The organism is Deinococcus aquaedulcis (assembly GCF_019693445.1).
Classification (GTDB): Bacteria; Deinococcota; Deinococci; order Deinococcales; family Deinococcaceae; genus Deinococcus; species Deinococcus aquaedulcis.
Map to the genome: position 1 here is coordinate 1 of NZ_JAHRBL010000035.1, position 18,238 is coordinate 18,238.

General features: G+C 69.4%; 11 protein-coding genes. 2 read left to right on the forward strand and 9 right to left on the reverse strand.

Going from position 1 to position 18,238, the window contains the following annotated elements; translation table 11 throughout:
- Positions 1–417: 417 nt before the first annotated feature.
- On the forward strand, positions 418–2,277 hold the full coding sequence (locus tag KMW22_RS18620) for a cellulose binding domain-containing protein (protein ID WP_328774761.1): 1,860 nt from the start codon (positions 418–420) through the stop codon (positions 2,275–2,277).
- A 94-nt stretch (positions 2,278–2,371) separates the two neighbouring features.
- Here the strand turns inward: KMW22_RS18620 and KMW22_RS18625 are convergent, their stop codons facing one another.
- The 3 genes from KMW22_RS18625 to KMW22_RS18635 all read right to left on the reverse strand — a co-directional run bounded on the left by KMW22_RS18625 (position 2,372) and on the right by KMW22_RS18635 (position 6,508).
- A complete protein-coding gene (locus KMW22_RS18625; RefSeq protein ID WP_221091526.1) occupies positions 2,372–2,551 on the reverse strand; it encodes a hypothetical protein in 180 nt (59 codons plus the stop codon).
- A 58-nt stretch (positions 2,552–2,609) separates the two neighbouring features.
- Complete coding sequence (locus KMW22_RS18630) at positions 2,610–3,275, reverse strand: phosphoribosyltransferase (RefSeq protein ID WP_328774762.1); 666 nt, start codon at positions 3,273–3,275, stop codon at positions 2,610–2,612.
- A 719-nt stretch (positions 3,276–3,994) separates the two neighbouring features.
- On the reverse strand, positions 3,995–6,508 hold the full coding sequence (locus KMW22_RS18635; RefSeq protein ID WP_221091528.1) for an excinuclease ABC subunit UvrA: 2,514 nt from the start codon (positions 6,506–6,508) through the stop codon (positions 3,995–3,997).
- A 128-nt stretch (positions 6,509–6,636) separates the two neighbouring features.
- Between KMW22_RS18635 and KMW22_RS18640 the strand changes: the two genes are divergently transcribed.
- The gene (locus KMW22_RS18640; RefSeq protein WP_221091529.1) at positions 6,637–7,764 is read left to right on the forward strand and encodes a M42 family metallopeptidase; all 1,128 of its coding nucleotides are present in this window, start codon (positions 6,637–6,639) and stop codon (positions 7,762–7,764) included.
- Between the two features lie 285 nt (positions 7,765–8,049).
- On the opposite strand, the gene KMW22_RS18645 is transcribed toward KMW22_RS18640, so the two are convergent.
- The 6 genes from KMW22_RS18645 to KMW22_RS18670 form a co-directional block, all read right to left on the reverse strand.
- A complete protein-coding gene (locus KMW22_RS18645; protein ID WP_221091530.1) occupies positions 8,050–9,333 on the reverse strand; it encodes a DUF945 family protein in 1,284 nt (427 codons plus the stop codon).
- Between the two features lie 93 nt (positions 9,334–9,426).
- Positions 9,427–10,686, reverse strand: coding sequence for a glycerate kinase type-2 family protein (locus KMW22_RS18650; protein WP_221091531.1), 1,260 nt, complete (start codon positions 10,684–10,686; stop codon positions 9,427–9,429).
- Positions 10,687–11,015: 329 nt separating this feature from the next.
- Positions 11,016–12,251 carry a DUF790 family protein gene (locus KMW22_RS18655; protein ID WP_221091532.1) on the reverse strand — a complete coding sequence of 412 codons (1,236 nt, stop codon included), beginning with the start codon at positions 12,249–12,251 and terminating at the stop codon, positions 11,016–11,018.
- Entirely contained in the window at positions 12,238–13,632 is a 1,395-nt protein-coding gene (locus KMW22_RS18660; RefSeq protein WP_221091533.1) for a DEAD/DEAH box helicase family protein, read from the reverse strand. The genes KMW22_RS18655 and KMW22_RS18660 overlap by 14 nt, the downstream gene beginning before the upstream one ends.
- A gap of 64 nt (positions 13,633–13,696) precedes the next feature.
- The gene (locus KMW22_RS18665; protein WP_328774763.1) at positions 13,697–14,860 is read right to left on the reverse strand and encodes an acyl-CoA dehydrogenase family protein; all 1,164 of its coding nucleotides are present in this window, start codon (positions 14,858–14,860) and stop codon (positions 13,697–13,699) included.
- On the reverse strand, positions 14,857–18,072 hold the full coding sequence (locus KMW22_RS18670) for a GAF domain-containing protein (RefSeq protein ID WP_235693136.1): 3,216 nt from the start codon (positions 18,070–18,072) through the stop codon (positions 14,857–14,859). The genes KMW22_RS18665 and KMW22_RS18670 overlap by 4 nt, the downstream gene beginning before the upstream one ends.
- Between the last annotated feature and the right edge of the window lie 166 nt (positions 18,073–18,238).

Sequence of the window (18,238 nt, forward strand, 5' to 3'; positions counted from 1 at the left end):
GATGGCCAGAAATGCATCTGCCAGAATGCGAACGCGCTCCCCCGGAATCTGTGACGTAGACACTCCCAGAGTCTCCCGGCTGGGAGCGCTCTCCTGCTGTTATGCAGGTGCAACTCCTGAGCCTCATCCACCAGAAGTCACAAGGTTGAATGGAAATAATTTTCAACCCCGTAGGCGTGCAGGTTGAAATCTTTGATCTCTACATCGGGAGAGGTAGCCTATCCGGCGGCAAAAAACACGTTTGGGGCGAACTATGTTTACAAGCAAGCCTTCTCACCTGTCTAGATTTTAGAAATTAATTTTCATACTTGTCATCTCGATTGGGGTATGAATGGGGTCAGTTCCCCCAACCCAGCTCCAGCCGACAATCGCGTCGGCGGCCCCTGTCGCACGGCTTTGTCCCGAAGGAGGACCCCTGTGTTCCGATACCCCCGTTCCCATCCCCGGCCTCAATGGCTGCTGACCGCGCTGTTGGCGCTCGCAGCCTGTTCACAGGTGCCCAACCCCGGCGTGCCCCAGGCGACCAGACCGGCCTTACAGGCGCAGGCGACGGGGCTGACGGCAACGTTTGACAGCACGGGGGCGTGGGACACGGGCTTCACGGGCCGCATCACCCTGCGCAACCCTGGCACCACCGCCATCACCGGCTGGACCCTGAAGTTCAAGTTCAATGGCAACGCCGCTGCGGGCGCCTCCGTCTGGGGTGCCGGGGGCAGCATCGCCAAGGACAGCACGGGGCTGTACACCATCACCCCCAACAGCTGGGGCGGCGCCACTATTCCTGCCGGCGGCAGTGTCACCATCGGCTACGACGGCACCGGTCAACTGAGCGGCGTCAACACCTGTACCCTCAACGGCGCCAGTTGCTCGGGCACCACCACCCCGCCGACGGGTGATACCACCGCCCCCACGGTGAGCCTCACCGCCAGTCCCAGCACGGTCACCAGTGCAGGCACCGTTAGTTTGAGTGCGGCGGCGAGCGATAACGTGGGGGTGACGAAGGTGGAGTTCTATCAGGGCTCGACCTTGCTGAGTACCGATACGACGGCGCCGTATACCGCCACGGAGACGGTCAGCAGTGCGAACAATGGCACGCGGACGTACACGGCCAAGGCGTTTGATGCGGCGAGCAATACCCGGTCGGCTTCGGCCTCCGTCACCGTCAACATCTCCGGTACCACCCCGCCTCCGCCCACGGGCAAGGCCATTTACGTGGGCTACGCGGGCACATGGCAGACCAGCGTGGGCGACCTGACCACGAGCAACATTCCGCCCTACTACACGGATCTGAACCTGTCCTTCGCGCGGCCAGACACCACCTATGTCAAGGGCAGCTACGCTTTTGATCAGGCGGTGGCGGGCTTTGAGTTTGCCGAGGGGGCCAGCACGCCCAACGGGCAGCGCAAATTCACGGCTGCGCAGGCCCAGACGCTGCGCAACAACATTGCCGCCCTGAAAGCGCGGGGCACGCGGGTCTGGGTGAGTGTGGGGGGTTGGTCGTACAGCCAGGGCAGCCAGTGGAGCAACTTCAACGCCGCGCGCGTGGTGGACCTTGCGCAGGATCTGGGCGCCAGTGGCGTGGACATTGACTGGGAATCCAGTGGCAGCAACTGCAACAAACTGGACGCCGCGCAGTTTGCCTGCACCAAGGATGCTGAGATCAAGAGCATCATTAACACGCTGGACGCCGAGATTGCTGCGCGGGGCCTGGACCTGCAGATCAGCATTGCGGGCTGGAGCACCGGGGCCTACTACGTCAAAGGCACCCCGTGGGAAGAAGGCAAGGTGCAGTGGGGCAGCCCCTTCGGCGGCACCATGTACCGCGTGGTGCGCGACCTGGGCGCCAAGATTGACCGCGTGAACCTCATGTCCTACGACGGCGGCACCTACTACGACCCGCGCGAGGGCTATGAAAGTTACCGCGCCATCTACAGCGGCCCCATTGCCATGGGCCTGGAGGTGGCCCCGGAAGGCAGCGGCGGCGCCATTCTGAAGCTGAACGCTGAGCCCGGCACCGTCTACGACGCCGAGATGAACACGGGCACGAACAATGAGGCCACCCGGTACTACAACGTGGAAACGCTGGCCACCTACATGAAGAACAAGGGCCGCCCCGGCGACGGCATGATGCTGTGGCAGATCTGGAAAGAGCGCGTGTATGCCAAGCCCCCGGCAGGCGCGGCGGGTGTGAACGCCACCGGGCAGAAGGTCTGCCAGATGCTGGCCGTCAACGCCAACTGCAGCGGCACTGTGCCCGACCTGCCGCCCGCGCCATAAGGCAGCGGAGGAAAAAGGCGCCCCAGGATCGTATGCCTGGGGCGCCCCTCAATGGCCTGGACTCATGGTCTGGAAAAGGGGCGATCACCGCCAATTACTCGTCGTTGCCCCCACGCTGGCCGCCGCCACTTTCACTGCCATTGCGGCGGCCGTCGCCGTTCTTCTCGTCAGCGCTGGGCTGGCCGTTGCCGGGGTCACGCTGCCCGCCGGGCTTGGGGTCGTTGTCGCGGTCATGCTTGTGATTGGGGTCGTTCTTTTTCTCGGCCTGCGTCATAAAGCCTCCTGAAGGTGGGAACCTCGGCGGGGGTGCCGAGGTGCGAAAGGGTGTGGGCTCAGGGCCCAGCCAGCAGGGCCAGCACCTCGGCGTCGGTGGTTTGCGAGAAATCGCCGTAGAACTGGCCCACGGCCTGAAAGTGGGGCGGCGTGTGCAGGCACACCACCTCGTCGGCCTCGGCGCGCAGGTCAGCACAGGTCTCGGGTGGGGCCACCGGCACCGCCACCACGATCCGCCCCGCGCCCAGGAGCCGCCCGGCCTGCACCGCCGCGTGCATGGTGGCGCCTGTGGCCAGGCCGTCGTCCACCAGCAGGGCCGTGTGGCCGCTTAAGTTCAGGGGACCCCGGCCAGCGCGGTACAGGGCCTCGCGGCGGGCCAGTTCCTGTGCCTCGCGGGCCTGCACCTGCGCCAGCGCGCTGGCCGAGACCCCCAGGCGTGCCATCAGCGCCTCGTTCAGCCACTGCACCCCCCCAGAGGCCAGAGCGCCCATCGCCACTTCCGGGGCCGTGGGCAGCCCCAACTTGCGCACCACAAAGACGTCCAGCGGCACCTGCAGCGCGCGCGCCACCTCGGCCGCCACCGGCACGCCGCCCCGGGGCAGGGCCAGGACCACGGCGCTGGGCCAGGGGCCACGGGCCGCCAGGACTGCGCCCAGCAGCTGCCCGGCTTCTGTCCGGTCCTGAAAAACCTTGGGGAGGTGAGGCCACGACGGGCTGGTGGTCACGCGATCTCCTCTGTGGCAAAGCGCGCGGGCGGCGGCTTCCCACCTGACCAGTGAACGCCCTGACCCTGGCAGTCCCATGACAGCCGGCTTAAAGCGGGTTCGGAACTGCCCCCTGCTTGCGCGGGAACGTTACGGTGACCCACCGCCCTGGTGCCCCGGCACCCACATCACGCCCTTGAGCCGACCCTCAAGGGCCTCAGCCGCCGCACTGCTCCGGTCGGTGAGTGAGCAGGGCAGACGACAACCACACCAGGGTCGCCACAGACAGCGGGCCTCTCGCTTCGTCATTCGCGCCTTGCGGGCGCTGGTGGCGCGGTGCCGCGCCCAGTTGCTGGGCGTGAAGCACCGTGCGCCACAGGCTGAGCCTGCAGGCGACCCACCCCTCCGGCGCCCCAAGGCATGACCAGGGGTTGTAACTGCCTCAGCTGAAATCGATTCCTGAGGCCCACCGAGGAAGCCAACTGGGAGAGGCGCCTTGCGCGGCCAACGGTAAGACTTGGCGGATGCAGGCATGCTTGATGGACAGCGCTCGTCATCCTGGTCCCGAAGAGCCGGCCACTGAGTAAGGCCGCGAACTGGAAGCCCCCGCGACCTTCCCGTGCTCCGCCACTTGGCCCTCGGGCACCGCTGACCGGCCGAACAGGGGTTCGTTCAGCAGTCAAGCCCGCGAGCGTAGGCGCCTGAACACTGCCTCTGCAGCCATCCGCTTCTGCTGCGACTCAGGTGTGAGGCTGCAACGCGCGGGCGAGGTAGGGCGCCGTGCGGCTCTCAACAACCTGCGCCACCTCCTGCGGGGTGCCCTGGGCCACGATCTGCCCCCCTTTGTCCCCAGCGCCCGGCCCAATGTCAATCACCCAGTCGCTGGCGCTCACGAGTTGCATGTCGTGCTCCACGGCAATGACCGTGTGACCGGCCTCGACCAGCCGGAACAGCTGGCGGCGCAGCCGCTCCACATCGGCGGGGTGCAGGCCGGTGGTGGGTTCGTCCAGCACGTATACCGTGTGGCCGCGCCCGGCGCGCTGCAGTTCAGTGGCCAGCTTGATGCGCTGCGCCTCTCCGCCGGACAGTTCGGTGGCGGGCTGCCCCAGGCGCAGGTACCCCAGTCCCACTTCCCGCAGGGTGTCCAGCGCGCGGAACACGGCCGCGTCCTCTTGAAAAAAGGTCCAGGCCGCGTCCACGGTCAGGTTCAGCACCTGGGCAATGGTGTTGCCCCGGTATTCCACCTCCAGGGTCTGGGCGTTGTAGCGGGCGCCGTGGCACACCGGGCAGGGGGCATACACGCTGGGCAGGAACAGCAGCTCAACCATCACCCAGCCTTCGCCCTGGCAGTGTTCGCAGCGGCCCCCCTTCACGTTGAACGAGAAGCGCCCGGCGCTGTAGCGGCGCTGCCGGGCCAGGGGCGTCTGGGCGAACAGCTTGCGCACGTCGTCAAACAGGCCGGTGTACGTGGCGAGGTTGCTGCGCGGGGTGCGCCCAATCGGCCGCTGGTCCACCCGCACCAGCCGCGACAGGGTGCCCACGTCGCCGCCCAGCTGCGCGGTCACGCCGGCTGGGGTCTGCGGGTCTTCATCGTCTTCGGCGGGTGCGCTCTGGCCCAGATGGGCGGCCAGGGTATCCACCAGCACCTGACTCACCAGCGTGGATTTCCCGGAGCCGGATACGCCAGTGACGCTGGTCAGCACGCCCAGGGGAAAGCGCACCTGCAGGTCACGCAGGTTGTGGCGCGTCACGCCACTCAGCGTGAGCCAGCCCGACGGGGTGCGGACTTCTGGGGCAGCGGGCGGTGGCCCAGCAAAGAGGTAGCGCGCGGTCTGAGAGGCCGCCACCGCCTGCAGGCCGCTGGGCGGCCCACTGTACAGAATCTCGCCGCCCTGTTCTCCGGCGCCGGGGCCCACGTCCACCAGCCAGTCGGCGCGGCGCACCACATCCAGATCATGCTCCACCACGAACAGTGAGTTGCCGGCGGCCTTCAGGCTGTCTAAGGCGCCCAGCAGCGCCTCGGTGTCGGCGGGGTGCAGGCCGGCGGAGGGTTCATCCAGGACGTACACCACGCCGAACAGGTGCGAGTACAACTGCGTGGCCAGCCGCAAGCGCTGCAGTTCGCCGGGCGACAGGGTGGGGGTAGAGCGGTCCAGCCCCAGGTAGCCCAGCCCCAGGTCCAGCAGCACCTCCAGGCGGGCGCACAGCTCGGCAGCCATACGCGCCTGCGCGGCGGCCTGCTCCGGGCGCGCGGCCTGCGACTGGGCGTGGCCGCGCCCGCTGCCCTGGGCAAAGGGGCGCAGCAGCGCCGAAAGGGCCTCAAGCGGCAGCCGCGACAACTCGGTGATGTCGAGCCCGGCAAAGCGCACCGCCAGGGCTTCGGGGCGCAGGCGCTTGCCGTGACACACCGGGCAGGGTGCCGACACCATGTACGCCTGCACCCGCCGTTTCATGGCAGCGCTCTCGCTGTTGGCGAACGTGTGCAGCACGTGCCGGCGCGCACTGCTGAAGGTGCCCATGTACCCGGGGGGCAGCCCGCGCTTCACCGCCCGGCGGGTGTCCTCTGGCGTGAGGCCCGGATACACCGGCACCACCGGCTGCTCCTCGGTGAACAGGATCCAGTCGCGGGTGTCCTGCGGCAGGTCGCGCCACGGCACGTCTACATCAATGCCCAGGCTCACCAGAATGTCGCGCTGGTTCTGCCCGCCCCAGGCCTGCGGCCACGCCGCCACCGCCCGCTCCCGGATGGTGAGCGAGGGGTCCGGCACCATGGACGCTTCCGTGACCTCGTACACCTGCCCCAGGCCGTGGCAGTGGGGACAGGCCCCTTCCGGGGTGTTGGGCGAAAAGCCCTCGGCGTAAATGATCCCCTGCCCTTCGGGATATTCACCGGCCCGGGAGTACAGCATGCGCACCAGATTGGACAGGGTGGTCACGCTGCCCACCGAGGAGCGGGTGCTGGGCGCGCCGCGCTGCTGCTGCAGGGCCACCGCTGGGGGCAGGCCGTCAATGGCGTCTACATCCGGCGCGCCCACCTGGTGAAACAGGCGCCGGGCGTAGGGCGAGACCGATTCCAGGTAGCGCCGCTGCGCCTCGGCATACAGGGTGCCAAACGCCAGCGACGACTTGCCAGAGCCCGAGACCCCGGTAAACACCACCAGGGCGTCTCTGGGCAGCTGCAGGGACACGTCCTTGAGGTTGTGTTCCCGCGCGCCGCGCACCTGCACGAAGCCAAGGGGTTCGGGAAGTGTCATCGCCCCGCAGTATGTGGGGCCCGCCCAGCCCGGCACCGGGACTCACAAGGTTGACTGAATGTGGGCCTCTGGCTGCGCCTAAGGGCTTGCTCAAGGGGCCAGGGCCCCGCGTGCGGTCTAATGGCGGGATGTCAGACCACCCCCTGTCTCTGGCCCCGGACCGGGAGCGCAGTGAGCCCCCCGTGATTGCCCACCTGCGCCAACTGGTTCGCCTGACCGGCCCCAGCGGCAGCGAAGGGGACGTGGTGCGGGCGGTGTACCGCGCGGCTTCTGCCCTGGCCGACGAGGTGCGCGTGGACGCCTTTGGCAACGTGATTGCTGTGCGCCGCGCCGCCGCCGAAGGCGCCCGGCGCCTGCTGCTGGCCGCCCACATGGACGAGGTGGGTTTCCGGGTGCGGCAGATTACCCCGGGCGGCTTTTTGCGGCTGGACAAGGTGGGCGGCACCGATGACCGCATTCTGCCGGCCCAGCGCGTGTGGGTGCGCACCCAGCAGTCACGGCTGCTGGGCGTGATTGGCACCAAGAGCGCCCACCTGCTCACCGACGCGGACCGCCAGCGCGTGGTGCCGCACCCCGAACTGTACGTGGACATCGGCGCGCGCAGTGCAGACGAAGCGGTGGGCATGGGCGTGCAACTGGGCGACCCGGTGGGCTTTGTGGGCATCCTGACCGAACTGGGGGTGAACACCGGGCGCTACACCGCGCACGCGGTGGATGACCGCGCCGGGTGCGCCGTGCTGCTGGCGCTGCTCGAGCACTATCAGGACACGCCGCCCCCCGTGACCGTGATTTTTGCGTTCACTGTGCAGGAAGAGGTAGGCCTGCGCGGGGCCCAGGCGGTGGCCCAGGCCCACGTTGCTGACGTGGCCCTGGCCCTGGACATGACGGCTGCCGACGACACCCCGGAGTTTGGGGCCTGTCATCTGGGTCTGGGCAGCGGCCCAGCGGTCAAGGTGATGGATTTCTCTGCGCTGGCCCACCCGGCCGTCCGGCGGGGGCTGATCGCCGCCGCCGATGCCAGCGGCGTGCCCATCCAGCACGAACTGCTGCGCGGCATTGGTACCGACGCAGGCGCGCTGCAGTACAGCGGCCACGGCATTCCTGCCGGCACCGTGTCGGTGGCCAACCGCTACACCCACAGCCCCGTGGAGGTGGTGGACGAACGCGATCTGGTCGGCGCCCTGCATCTGCTGGATACCTTCATCCAGCGCCTGCCCGGCCTGGACCTACGCTTTGTGGCGCTGGACGAGGGCTGAGCCCCGGAGGGCGGCTGCAGCGAAGAAATAAGTCGTTGCAGAGGCTAGCGGCGCGGGCGACATTGAAGGGCGGTGGGCCCGGGCGTCGCGCTGGGTTGTGGGCCGATTCAAAAGGGGAATAGGCCGCTGCCAGACAGCGGCCGATCCCGCCTGTTCCAAGTCCCGCCTGTGCGAGGTGGCGCGAGCAAGCCCTGTGCCCTGCTGCCCGGGTCCACTAATAGGCGCGTCCAGATACAGCGGCGCCCAGCCGGTTGAAGCTGGCTGGGCGCGCCTTGGGAAGAGCGCTTACTGCAGCGGCTGACCGTTCACCTTCAGGCCCGCCTGATCCATGTTCAGGTCGGTGACCAGACGAGAGCCCCGGCGCACCAGCAGGCCGTTCTCCTCGCCGGCCTGTATAAGCCCCTGGGCCATGCTGGGATCGGGCGCCAGGGTGGCCGCCAGGGTGTTCAGAGCCTGCGCCTCGCCCTCACCGTGCAGGCGCACATCCAGCAGGCCCATCAGCAGTTCGGGACTGTCCAGCACGGCCGCCCAGTCGGTGGTGGGTGCGCCCTTGAACCCCACCTGCCCAGTGAATTTCACCTCGTCCTTGCCCTGCCCCACCGACAGACGGTCCAGCACCAGAGTGGGCCCGGCCTTCAGCAGCGCGGTGATCAGGGCATTGACCGCCGCGTCCTCAGGCATCTTCTCGGTCCGGGTCAGGGCGCTGAGCTGCTCCATGGCCTTGCGGTCCAGATTGTTCAGGGTCACGTTCAGCTGCAGCTTGTTCAGCGTCTTGCCCGCCACTTCCAGACGCTCGGCGCCGTAGCCCACCGCCGAACTCATCAGCGGCCCCTGGCTGCGGGTCGTGGAGGTCACGGTCAGGCGGTCCAGTTTCAGGGCCTGCCCGCCTGGGGCACCGGCCTCTAGGCTGGCCAGGGTGAACTGCGCCTTGCCGTCGCCCAGCGTGTCCGGCTGCTGGCTGGCATTCAGCTGCCAGCTGGTCGCGCCCATGGTCAGCCGCATGTCCTTGTCTTCAATCAGCAGCCCCGGCCACTGCCCGGCCGAGAGCACCTCGCGTTCGGTGGCGCGCACCGTGCCGCTGGCGGCCTGCCAGCGCATGGTGGTCCCCTCCGCCGTGATGGTGCCGGCCGGCACATTGAACGTCGTCACGCTGTTGCCGCCGAACTGAATGTCGGTGCGCAGCGAGATCTTCTGGCCGCCAAATGCCCGGTCCAGCTCGGCCTGCACTCCAGGCTCGAACTGCACGTCGGTGATCACGGTGGCCGCCCCAAAGCGTTTGCCTTGCGGAAACGGACCGTTGTACACGCGGCTGTTCAGCTTGATCACCATAGGATCGGCGGTTTCAGGCATCAGGGTAATGGTCGTGACCTGGGTGCCGCCAAAGGCCGTCCCCTGGTAGGGCTCACTGACCATGCGCGCCAGCCCGCTTTCGGTCAGGGCTTTCTGGGTGCGGCCCAATTGGGCCTGCACGTCTTTCTGGGTCTGCTGGGCCGCCACGACGGCCACCGTGGCGCCGCCCAGCAGCAGGGCCGCGCTCAGCGCGGCGATGGTAAGTGCGCGTTTCTTCATCACCCTGTCAGCGTAGGGGGTGCCCCAAACGCGCCGGGCCGCATTTGAGGTACAGAATCCTGGACAGGGGGTGGGGGTTGTACAGGGGCCGGGTTACGCCAGTGCCGGGCCGGGCACCAGCACCATCCGCAGATCATTCAGGTTTTGCCCGGTGGGGCCGGTGACCACCAGATCGCCCAGCGCGGCAAAAAATGAGCCAGCGTCGTTCTCGCGCAGCGCCCGCTGGGGGTCCAGACCCAGGGCCCCGGCGCGAGCCAGCGTGTCCGGTGTGACCAGGGCGCCCGCGCCGCCACTGGTGCCATCCACCCCGTCCGAGCCAGCCGAGAGGGCGTAGACCCCCAGGCCAGCCAGCGCCAGGGCCAGCGCGAATTCGGTGTTCCGCCCGCCGTGACCGCTGCCCCGCACCGTCACGGTGGCCTCGCCGCCCGAGAGGAGGGCCACCGGGGCAGGCCAGGGCGTGCCGCACACCTGCACGCTGCGGACCAGGGCTCCATGAAAGGCAGCCAGCTCGCGCGCCTCGCCCGTGAAGGTGTCGCCCAGGATCACCGCCGGGAAGCCCCGGGCCTGCAGGGCCGCCTGCGCCGCCCGCAGCAGGTCGCGGTTTCCGCCGATCACCTGGGCGTGGGTGTGGGGCAGAGCTGTGGGTGTGTCCTCGTGTTCACCCCGGGCGCCCGCTTCCAGAACGGCCCGGGCCTCCGGTGCCGCCACCCCAAAACGGTCCAGCACCGCCAGGGCGTCGGCAAAGGTGCTGGGGTCGGGCACCGTGGGGCCGCTGGCGATGGTGGCTGGGTCGTCGCCTACCACGTCGCTGAGCAGCCACGTGCGCACCCGGGCGCGGGTGGCTGCCGCCAGCTGGCCGCCCTTCACGCGCGACAGGTGGCGGCGCACGGTGTTCAGGGCGTGGATGTCGGCTCCGGCACGCATCAGCTCGGCGCTGAGGGCGGCCTTCTGGGCCAGGGTCACGCCGCGCGGCGCACACAGCAGGGCGCTGCCCCCGCCCGACAGCAGCACCAGCGCCTCGTCCTGTGGCCCCAGGGCGGTCAGCGCACGCAGGGCTTCCTCGGCGGCGGCCACGCTGCGGGCGTCGGGGTACGGGTGCCCAGCGCGGCGCACGGCCACATGGGCGGGCCACGTAGGCACGGGGGCGCCATCTGGTAGCACGGCCAGGGCCGGCACGTCGGGGTAGACCTCCAGCGCCGCCGCCAGCATGGGGGCCGCCGCCTTGCCCACGGCCAGGATGAAGCTGGGCGCCGTCCCTTGCAGGTGCGGCGCCAGCAACCGTCCCGGCGCGGTGGCGGCCAGGGCCTCCTGAAAGCAGGCCAGCAGCAGCGCCCGCGCCTCGTCCGGGGTCATACGCCCAGTGTACGGCGTGGACAGAATGTGACGCCATGCACGACGAAAATCCCACTTGGTCAGCTTGCTGACGCCAGACTGAAGCTCCGCTCTACGCCCGCTCAAGGGCCGCTCCAGACTGACTGAAGGTCACGTCATCTGCGCACGCCGCCCCCGGGGCACACTGCAAGGTATGGAACTGCTGTTTGCCCTGGCCGCGATTGCCCTGCCCCTGATCTCCATTCCCGTGATGTACCCCGGCCGCGTGCCCCAAGACGGGACGCCCGAGTGAGTTTCCCCACCGCTGAACCCTGCCGGGCACCCTTCCACGGGTGCCCGCTTCCGTTGGCTCATTCCCCTTCGCGCACTGCGTAGCGCTCGGCCAGGGCCAGCACGTCTTTGGGGTTCAGCACGCCTTTGAACCACACCACGCGGTCGCCAAAATCGCTGGGGTCCACGCCAGCCCGTTCCAGGTTCAGGCGCTCGCTCACGCACACGATCACGTCGCGGCGCCCAGCCTTGCGCAGCAGCTCGAATTTCTTGCGCAGATACTCTGGGCGCCAGTAGCCCACGATTTCCACCAGCACCGAGCGTTCTCCCTGCACCAGCCGGAAATCCGGCAGAATCACGCCGCCTGGTACCGGCACCAGGTCCACCTCGCGTTCCAGCTGCCAGGGCGTGTCCAGCTTGGCAAAGCGTTCGGTAAACCCCGATTCCAGGGCGCTGTCGTGCTCCTGCGGCGGGGCGTAGTGGCTGACGTACCCGTCCTCGCTGGTGAGCTGAAAGGACCACTCGGTGTCGGCAGGGTCCACCCACGCGAGGTCGCGCCGGGGTTTGAGGGTGGCACTCAGGTCCCATTTGGTCACATGCAGCAGCGCGGGCAGGAACTTGGCCATGCTCAGGCCGTAGCGCGTGGTCTGCCCGAACAGACTGGCGGGGCCGTCCAGCGTGAGGGTAAAGCCCAGGTTGGCGTCACCCTCCACGGTGGCCATCAGGCCAAAGAACTTCAGGTATTTCAGCAGTTGCTTGTAGCGCGCCGGTTCATTGCGCCGCGCGGTGATCACCAGTTCGGAGGCGCGGTAGAGGGTTCCTTGTGCCTGCGCCAGGTCGTAGCGGTGAATCAGTTCCAGGGGCGCGGGTGGCTCGAAGGCCACCAGGGTCTGCTGATCCGGCAGGTCGGCGTAGAGGGCGGCCGTCAGCTCATCCGGGCTCAGGGGCCGCTCCAGGCCCAGCGAGCGGCCCGCCTGTTCCAGCACCAGCGTGGTCGTGCGGCGGCTGGGCACGCCCGCCTGCGCCAGTTCGAACACGCGCGCGCGCACCACCCCTGGCTCCACGGGCCCGGCGGCCTCAAAGGTGCCCAGGTTGGTCAGCAGATGGGCCAGCCCGCGCAGCACCTTGAAATCCTGACGCCCCGCTTCGAGGGTGCGCAGTTCGTCGTCCAGCTCAAAGCGCCGCTTGCCGATGTGGGCTTCAAAAGCGCCGATCAGGGTTTCGGCCAGCGCGAGGTTCTGTGGGGTGGGTTTCAGGCGCCGGGGCTCCACCAGCCCGGCCTTGACCCGGAACATCAGCAGCTCAGTCGGAAGCATTGAGCACCCCGAAGTCGTCCTCGGCGGGGGCTTTCCACTGGCCCCGGCGCTGCTGGCTGACGCGCTCCTCGCTGGTGCCCTGGGTGATCACCTCGTACAGCACCGCCTGTTTGCCGGGCGCGCGGCGCAGAATCCGCCCCAGGCGCTGAATGTGCTCGCGCTCGGTGGCGGTGCCAGACAGCACCACCGCCACGCTGGCTTCGGGCACGTCCACGCCCTCGTTCAGCACGCGGCTGGTCACCAGCACCCGGTACGCCCCAGAGCGGAATTTTTCCAGCAGGGCGTGGCGCTCTTTCACCGGCGTCTGGTGCGTGATCGCCGGAATCAGGAACTCGCGGCTGATCCGGTACACGGTGGCGTTGTCGTCGGTGAAAATCAGCGTGCGCTCTTTCGGGTGGTTGGCCAGCACCTCTTCGAGCACCCGCAGCTTGCCGCCCGTGCCGTAAGCCAGCGAACGGGCCTCGCGGTGGGCCAGCATGGCGCGGCGGCCGTGGGGGGTGCCGCTGCTCATCACGAACTGTTTCCAGCCGTCAATGGACCCCAGCCGAATGCCGTTCAGGCGCAGGAACTCGTTGCGCTGCGCGATCAGGTCGTCGTAGCGGCGCTGCTCGAAGGGGCTCAGCGACACGCGGATCACCACTTCCTTGTAAGGCGCCAGTGTTTCGCCCGCCAGATCCTCGGGGGCGGCGTGAAACACCACCGGGCCAATCAGGGTGTCCAGGTCGCGCTCGCGGCCGTCGCTGCGCTTGGGCGTGGCGGTCAGGCCCAGGCGGTAGGGGGCGAGGCCCATCTCGGCAATCACGCGGGTGAAGTCGCTGGGCAGGTGATGGGCTTCATCGAAAATCTGCAGGGCGTAGCGCCCGGCCAGCGTCTCGGCGTGAATGGCCGCCGAATCGTAGGTGCTGACCAGCAGCGGGGTCTCGTCGTGGCTGCCGCCGCCCAGCAGGCCTACCTGCCCGTCTGGAAAGGCGGCCACCAACCCGGCATACCACTGGTGCAGCAGGTCCAGGGTGGGCACGCAGATCAGCGCGCTGCGGGGGGTGTCGCGCAGCGCCAGTTGCGCTACCAGCGTCTTGCCTGCCCCCGTGGGCAGCACCACCACGCCCCGGCGTCCGGCCCGTTTCCAGGCGTTCAGGGCCCGGGTCTGGTGTACGTAGGGGGTCACCTCGCGCGCAAAGCCCAGGTCCAGCTTCTCAAAGGCGGCGGCGCTGTCGCGGAAGGGCACGCCGGCTTCCCGCAGGGCCTCCACCACGGCGCGGTAAGCCCGGCCCGGCGCCCGCCACGACTGGCTGCGCGCGTCCCAGAGAAAGTGGTCACGCACGGGCGCGGGCACCTCGGTCATCACGAGGGTCCCCCGGTCCAGGCGCAGCGCAGGCGTCATCCTGCGGGGCATCGTACCCGGGGGGCGGGGGCAGGTGCCGTGCGCCGGGGCGCATTTCGCGCGCCTACGGGGTGGGGGATGGGGGCGGGCCCTGGCTCGCCAGCAGCGCCGCGCCCAGGGCCTCATAGGCCCGGTCGTCGGCCGGGGGATGGGTCAGGCCTGCCCGGGCGTCGCGCAGCAGCCGTTCCAGCGGCAGGGCCGGGGTCAGCGCCGCGCCGCCCGCCAGCCGCAGCGCGTGGTCGGTGGCGTCCACGGCGGCGTTCGTGCACAGGGCCTTGGCGGCGCCCAGCAGGGGCAGGGCGTCTGGGCCCGGGGCCGCGTCCCAGCGGACAGCCGCGTGAAACAGCAGTTCGCGCGCCGCCAGCAGCCCGGCGCCTACGCGCCCTACGCCCTCCTGCAGGCGCGGCAGGGTGGCCAGCGGGGCGCCCAGGGCGGTGGGCACGCGCTCGTGGGCATAGGCGCTCAGGGCGTGCAGGGCCGCGAAGCCCACGCCCAGGTAGGTGGCGGCCACGGCGGTCCAGAACCACGCGCTGCTCGCCGGATGGGGCTCGGCCGGGGCCCACAGCGGGGCCGGCGCGCCCTGAAACACCACGTCGTGGCTGCCGCTGCCGCGCAGGGCCAGGGCGCCCTGCCATGTGGGCTCAAGGCGCACCCCCTCGCCCCGCAGGTCCACCCAGAAACGCCCCACCCGGCCGTCTGGCAGGGCCGCCTGCACCAGCGCCCAGTGCAGGGCCCGCGCGCCCGTGCTCCAGGTTTTGCGCCCGCTGACCCGCCAGCCCGCGCCGTCCGGCGTGGCGGCGGTCCGGGGCAGGCCCCCCCGCGATGGGCTGCCCAGCTCCGGTTCGCTGGCCAGGGCATTGACGAGTTCACCGCGCCGGCACGCCCCCGCCAGGGCCGAGAGCAGTTCGTCCGGCAGAGTGCGGCCCTGAAACGCGGCGCCGGTCACATGCCCGTGCATGGCCAGCACCAGCGCGAGACTGGTCCCCTGCTCGCCCAGGGTCAGCTGCGCCTGGGCAAAAGCGGCCAGCGAGGCCCCCAGGCCACCCTCCGCACGGGGCAGGGTCAGGCGGGTGTAGCCACTCTCGCGCAGCGCCTGGGCGGCGTCCGGGGTCACGTCCTGCGCGGCTTCGCAGGCGGCGGTGTGAAGGCGAACGGCCTCGGCGGCGCGCGTCACCACGTCTTGCTGCCCGGTGCTGAGGGTGGGGGAGGGGACCAGAGGCGGGGTCACGCGCCGGGCCTGGGCGCCTGGGGGCCCTCGCCTACCGCCTGCAGCGTGAAGGTGAAGGTGCTGCCCTGCCCCGGCACCGAGGTGGCCCACACCCGCCCGCCGTGGTGGTCCAGAATCTTGCGCACGATGGCCAGCCCCATGCCAGTGCCTTCAAAGCGGTCGCGGCCGTGCAGGCGCTGGAACATCTCGAAAATGCGCTCGGCGTAGTGGGCTTCAAAGCCAATGCCGTTGTCGCGCACCTCAATCTGCCAGCCGCCCTCCTCGGCGGGGCGCGCCTGCACCTCAATGTGCGGCGTCACCCCCTCACGGCGAAACTTAATGGCGTTGCCCAGCAGGTTCTGAAACAGCTGCGCCAGTTCGGAACGCACGCCCAGCACCTCCGGGAGCGGCGCGCTGGTCACGCGGGCGCCGCTGCGTTCCAGGGCGCCGTGCAGGCTGTCCAGGGCGTCCTGCAGCGGGCCATTCAGGTCCAGGGGCGCCAGAGGCTCGCGGATCACGTTCAGGCGCGAGAACACCAGCAGGTCGTCAATCAGCACCTTCATGCGCTCGGCGCCGCGCGTCACGAAATTCAGGTACTGCCGCCCCCGGTCGTCCAGCGCGCCGCCGTACCGGCGCTCAATCAGTTCGGCAAAGCTGGCGATGGTGCGCAGCGGCTCCTGCAGGTCATGGGACGCCACGTAGGCAAAGCGTTCCAGATCGGCGTTCGAGCGTTCCAGTTCGCGGGTGCGCTCCTGCAGTGTGCGGGCGTGCTCGGCGCCTTCCAGGGTCAGCCCCACGCTGCGCATCACGGTGGCCAGCACCGCCCGGTCAGTGGCGGTCCAGTGCCGGGCGCCAAACAGCCCTACCACGATCACGCCCTGCACCCGGCCGCCCACCGTCACTGGCAGCGAGGCCGTGGCGCTGATGTGCGCCACCGTGCTGTCCAAGTTGTCGTTGGTGCGGTCGTACTCGTCTTGATACAGCGGTTCGCCCGTTTCAAAGGGCAGGCGCACGGTGCGCGTGGTCTCGTAGGGAAATCCGTCGTCCACCTGCCGCTGCAGTTCGGCGTTGCGCAGGTCGCCCAGCTGGGTCTTGGCCTGCCAGCGGTCGCCCTCGCACTCCCAGTAGATGGAATAGCCCTCGGGCAGCAGCGAGAGCATGATCTGCTGGGCGCGCGTGATCAGGCTGTAGGGGTCGGCTTCCAGCGTGAGGTTGCGGGTCAGGCCCTCAAAGGCCTCCAGGGCCTGGGTGCGGGCCTGCAGGGCGTCGCGCTGCTTTTGCAGCTGTAGCGACACGGCCGCGCGTTCCAGCGACAGGTTCAGGCTGCGCCCGGTGGAGCGCACCACCGCCCGCGCGTGCTCGGACCACTGCTGGGTGCCTTTCAGGCCCACGGCCAGCAAGCCCACCACCTCGCCCTCCACCACCATCGGGTAAAGGGCCACGGTGCCGTAGGCCTCGGTGGCGGCCACCTGCTCACGGGTCGGGTCCCAGCCGTCCACGAACACCGGCCCGCGCGTGCGCGCGGCGTCCGCGAAGGTGGGGGCGTCCACCGGCACGCCGGCCGTGATGCTCTCGATGACGGCTGGTTCCAGGTCCTCGGTCCACACCTGCGCGCGCCACAGGTCGCCGTCCCGCTCGTAGTAGGCGGCGCTGCACTCGGCAAAGAAGCCGCGAAACACGCCCATCGCCTCGCGCGCCAGGGTATAGACCTCGGTGCTGGTGCCGGCGGCCTCGGTAAAGCGCACGAACGCTTCCAAGGCGGCAGCCTGCGCTTCCAGCTCGCGGGTGCGCGCCTCCACCCGCTCTTCCAGCAGGCGGTGGCTGTCTTGCAGCTGCTGGTAGAGCCGGGCATTGTCCATGCCCACCGCCGCCTGCGCCGCCAGGGCCAGCAGCAGTTCCTCGGCGCGCTCGGTAAAGACCCCGGTCTCGGCGTGCCCGAAAAACAGCCCGCCCATCACCTCGCCGGAGCGCGACACCACCGGCACCGCCAGATAACTGCGCACCGGCAGGTGCCCGGCGGGCATCCCGTGGTGGGGGGCGTTGTGGCCGTAGCGCGGGTCCTGCGTGATGTCATTAGAGCGCACCACCCCCTGGGCGCTGAAGGTGGGCGCAAAAATCTGGGTGTTGCGTGGCATGGGAAACTTCGAGAACGCCTCTCTGGGCACCCCGGACAGGGTGTAGAGCATGTAGCTTTCCTGGCCGTCGCCCACCACGTTGTAAAAAAAGGCCCCGAACTGTGCACCGCTCAGCTGCACACCCGCGTCGGTCACCGCCTGCACCATGCGCCCCAGGTCCAGTTCGGCGGCCACCATCTGCCCGCTGCGGTTGAGCTGCCGCAGCGCCTCGGCTTCGTCCTGCAGCCGGGCCTGGGCCCGCACGCGGCTGAGCGCCTGGGCACACTGCCCCACCAGCGCCTCGAAGAACGCGCGCTCGGGCGGCCGGAACCGCCGCGCCTCCCGGAAGCTCAGGGCCAGCACGCCCCACAGCTGGCCGTCAACCTGCAGGGGCAGCGCCGCCATGCTGCGGGTCTGCTCGGCCCGCACCCCCACCGAGCCGGGGTAGCGCGCATCAAAGGTGTCGCCCTCCACGTAGGTGGCCTGGCCGCTGCGCGCCACCTCGCAGGGGGGGATGTCCAGGGCCACAGGAAAACGGGTAAAGCGGGCGCGTAGTTCGGGCGAGTACCCGTTTTCGCCCACCAGTTCCAGGTGCTCGCCGTCGGCGGCAGGGCGCACCAGCGCCGCCATGTAGGCACCAGCCGCCGCCGCCGTTTCGCGCAGGGTGACCTGCACCACTTCCTCCAGGCTGTTCACCCGTGCCAGGGCCGCCGTGACTTCCTGCAGCGCGGCCGAGCGGTGCTGGGCACTCACGTCGCGCAGCTGCACGGCGAGGTGTTCCCCGTGTGGGGTGACCTGCACCCGCACCCAGCCGCCCAGCGAAGGGTTGAAGGCGTCGTATTCCACCCGGCGGCCTTCCTGGCGGGCGCGGCGACTCTCTTCGGGCCAGCGCGGGCTGAAGGCGTGGGCGAAATCGGTTTCCAGGGACAGGCCCAGCAGTTCCGTGCCGCCCCGCCCCACCAGCGCCCCTGCGGCGTCGTTGGCATACACGAAGTGGCCCTGGCCGTCCAGGACGAACAGGGCGTCGTCGCTGGCGGCCAGCAGGGTGGCCAGCGCGGCCAGCGGCAGGTCACTGGCCTGGGGGGTACCAGAGCGGGAGGAAGCGGCAGACTCAGGCAACAGAGCTTCAGTCTAGCAAGGGGCCCTGCTCCACGGCGTCTGCCCCTAGGGTCTGTCTGGCTGAATTTGGCAGGATAACGGCATGGGACGGACGGATTTGACGGAGCAGCAGTGGGCCATACTGTCGCCGCTGCTGCCGAAGAACCCGAAGCGGGGGCACGCCTAC

Coding starts and splice junctions, on each gene's coding strand:
- KMW22_RS18655 (WP_221091532.1), bottom strand. CDS start 12,251: ATGCTTCCGACTGAGCTGCTGATGTTCCGGGTCAAGGCCGGGCTGGTG.
- KMW22_RS18650 (WP_221091531.1), bottom strand. CDS start 10,686: ATGACCCCGGACGAGGCGCGGGCGCTGCTGCTGGCCTGCTTTCAGGAG.
- KMW22_RS18645 (WP_221091530.1), bottom strand. CDS start 9,333: ATGAAGAAACGCGCACTTACCATCGCCGCGCTGAGCGCGGCCCTGCTG.
- KMW22_RS18640 (WP_221091529.1), top strand. CDS start 6,637: ATGTCAGACCACCCCCTGTCTCTGGCCCCGGACCGGGAGCGCAGTGAG.
- KMW22_RS18635 (WP_221091528.1), bottom strand. CDS start 6,508: ATGACACTTCCCGAACCCCTTGGCTTCGTGCAGGTGCGCGGCGCGCGG.
- KMW22_RS18660 (WP_221091533.1), bottom strand. CDS start 13,632: ATGACGCCTGCGCTGCGCCTGGACCGGGGGACCCTCGTGATGACCGAG.
- KMW22_RS18625 (WP_221091526.1), bottom strand. CDS start 2,551: ATGACGCAGGCCGAGAAAAAGAACGACCCCAATCACAAGCATGACCGC.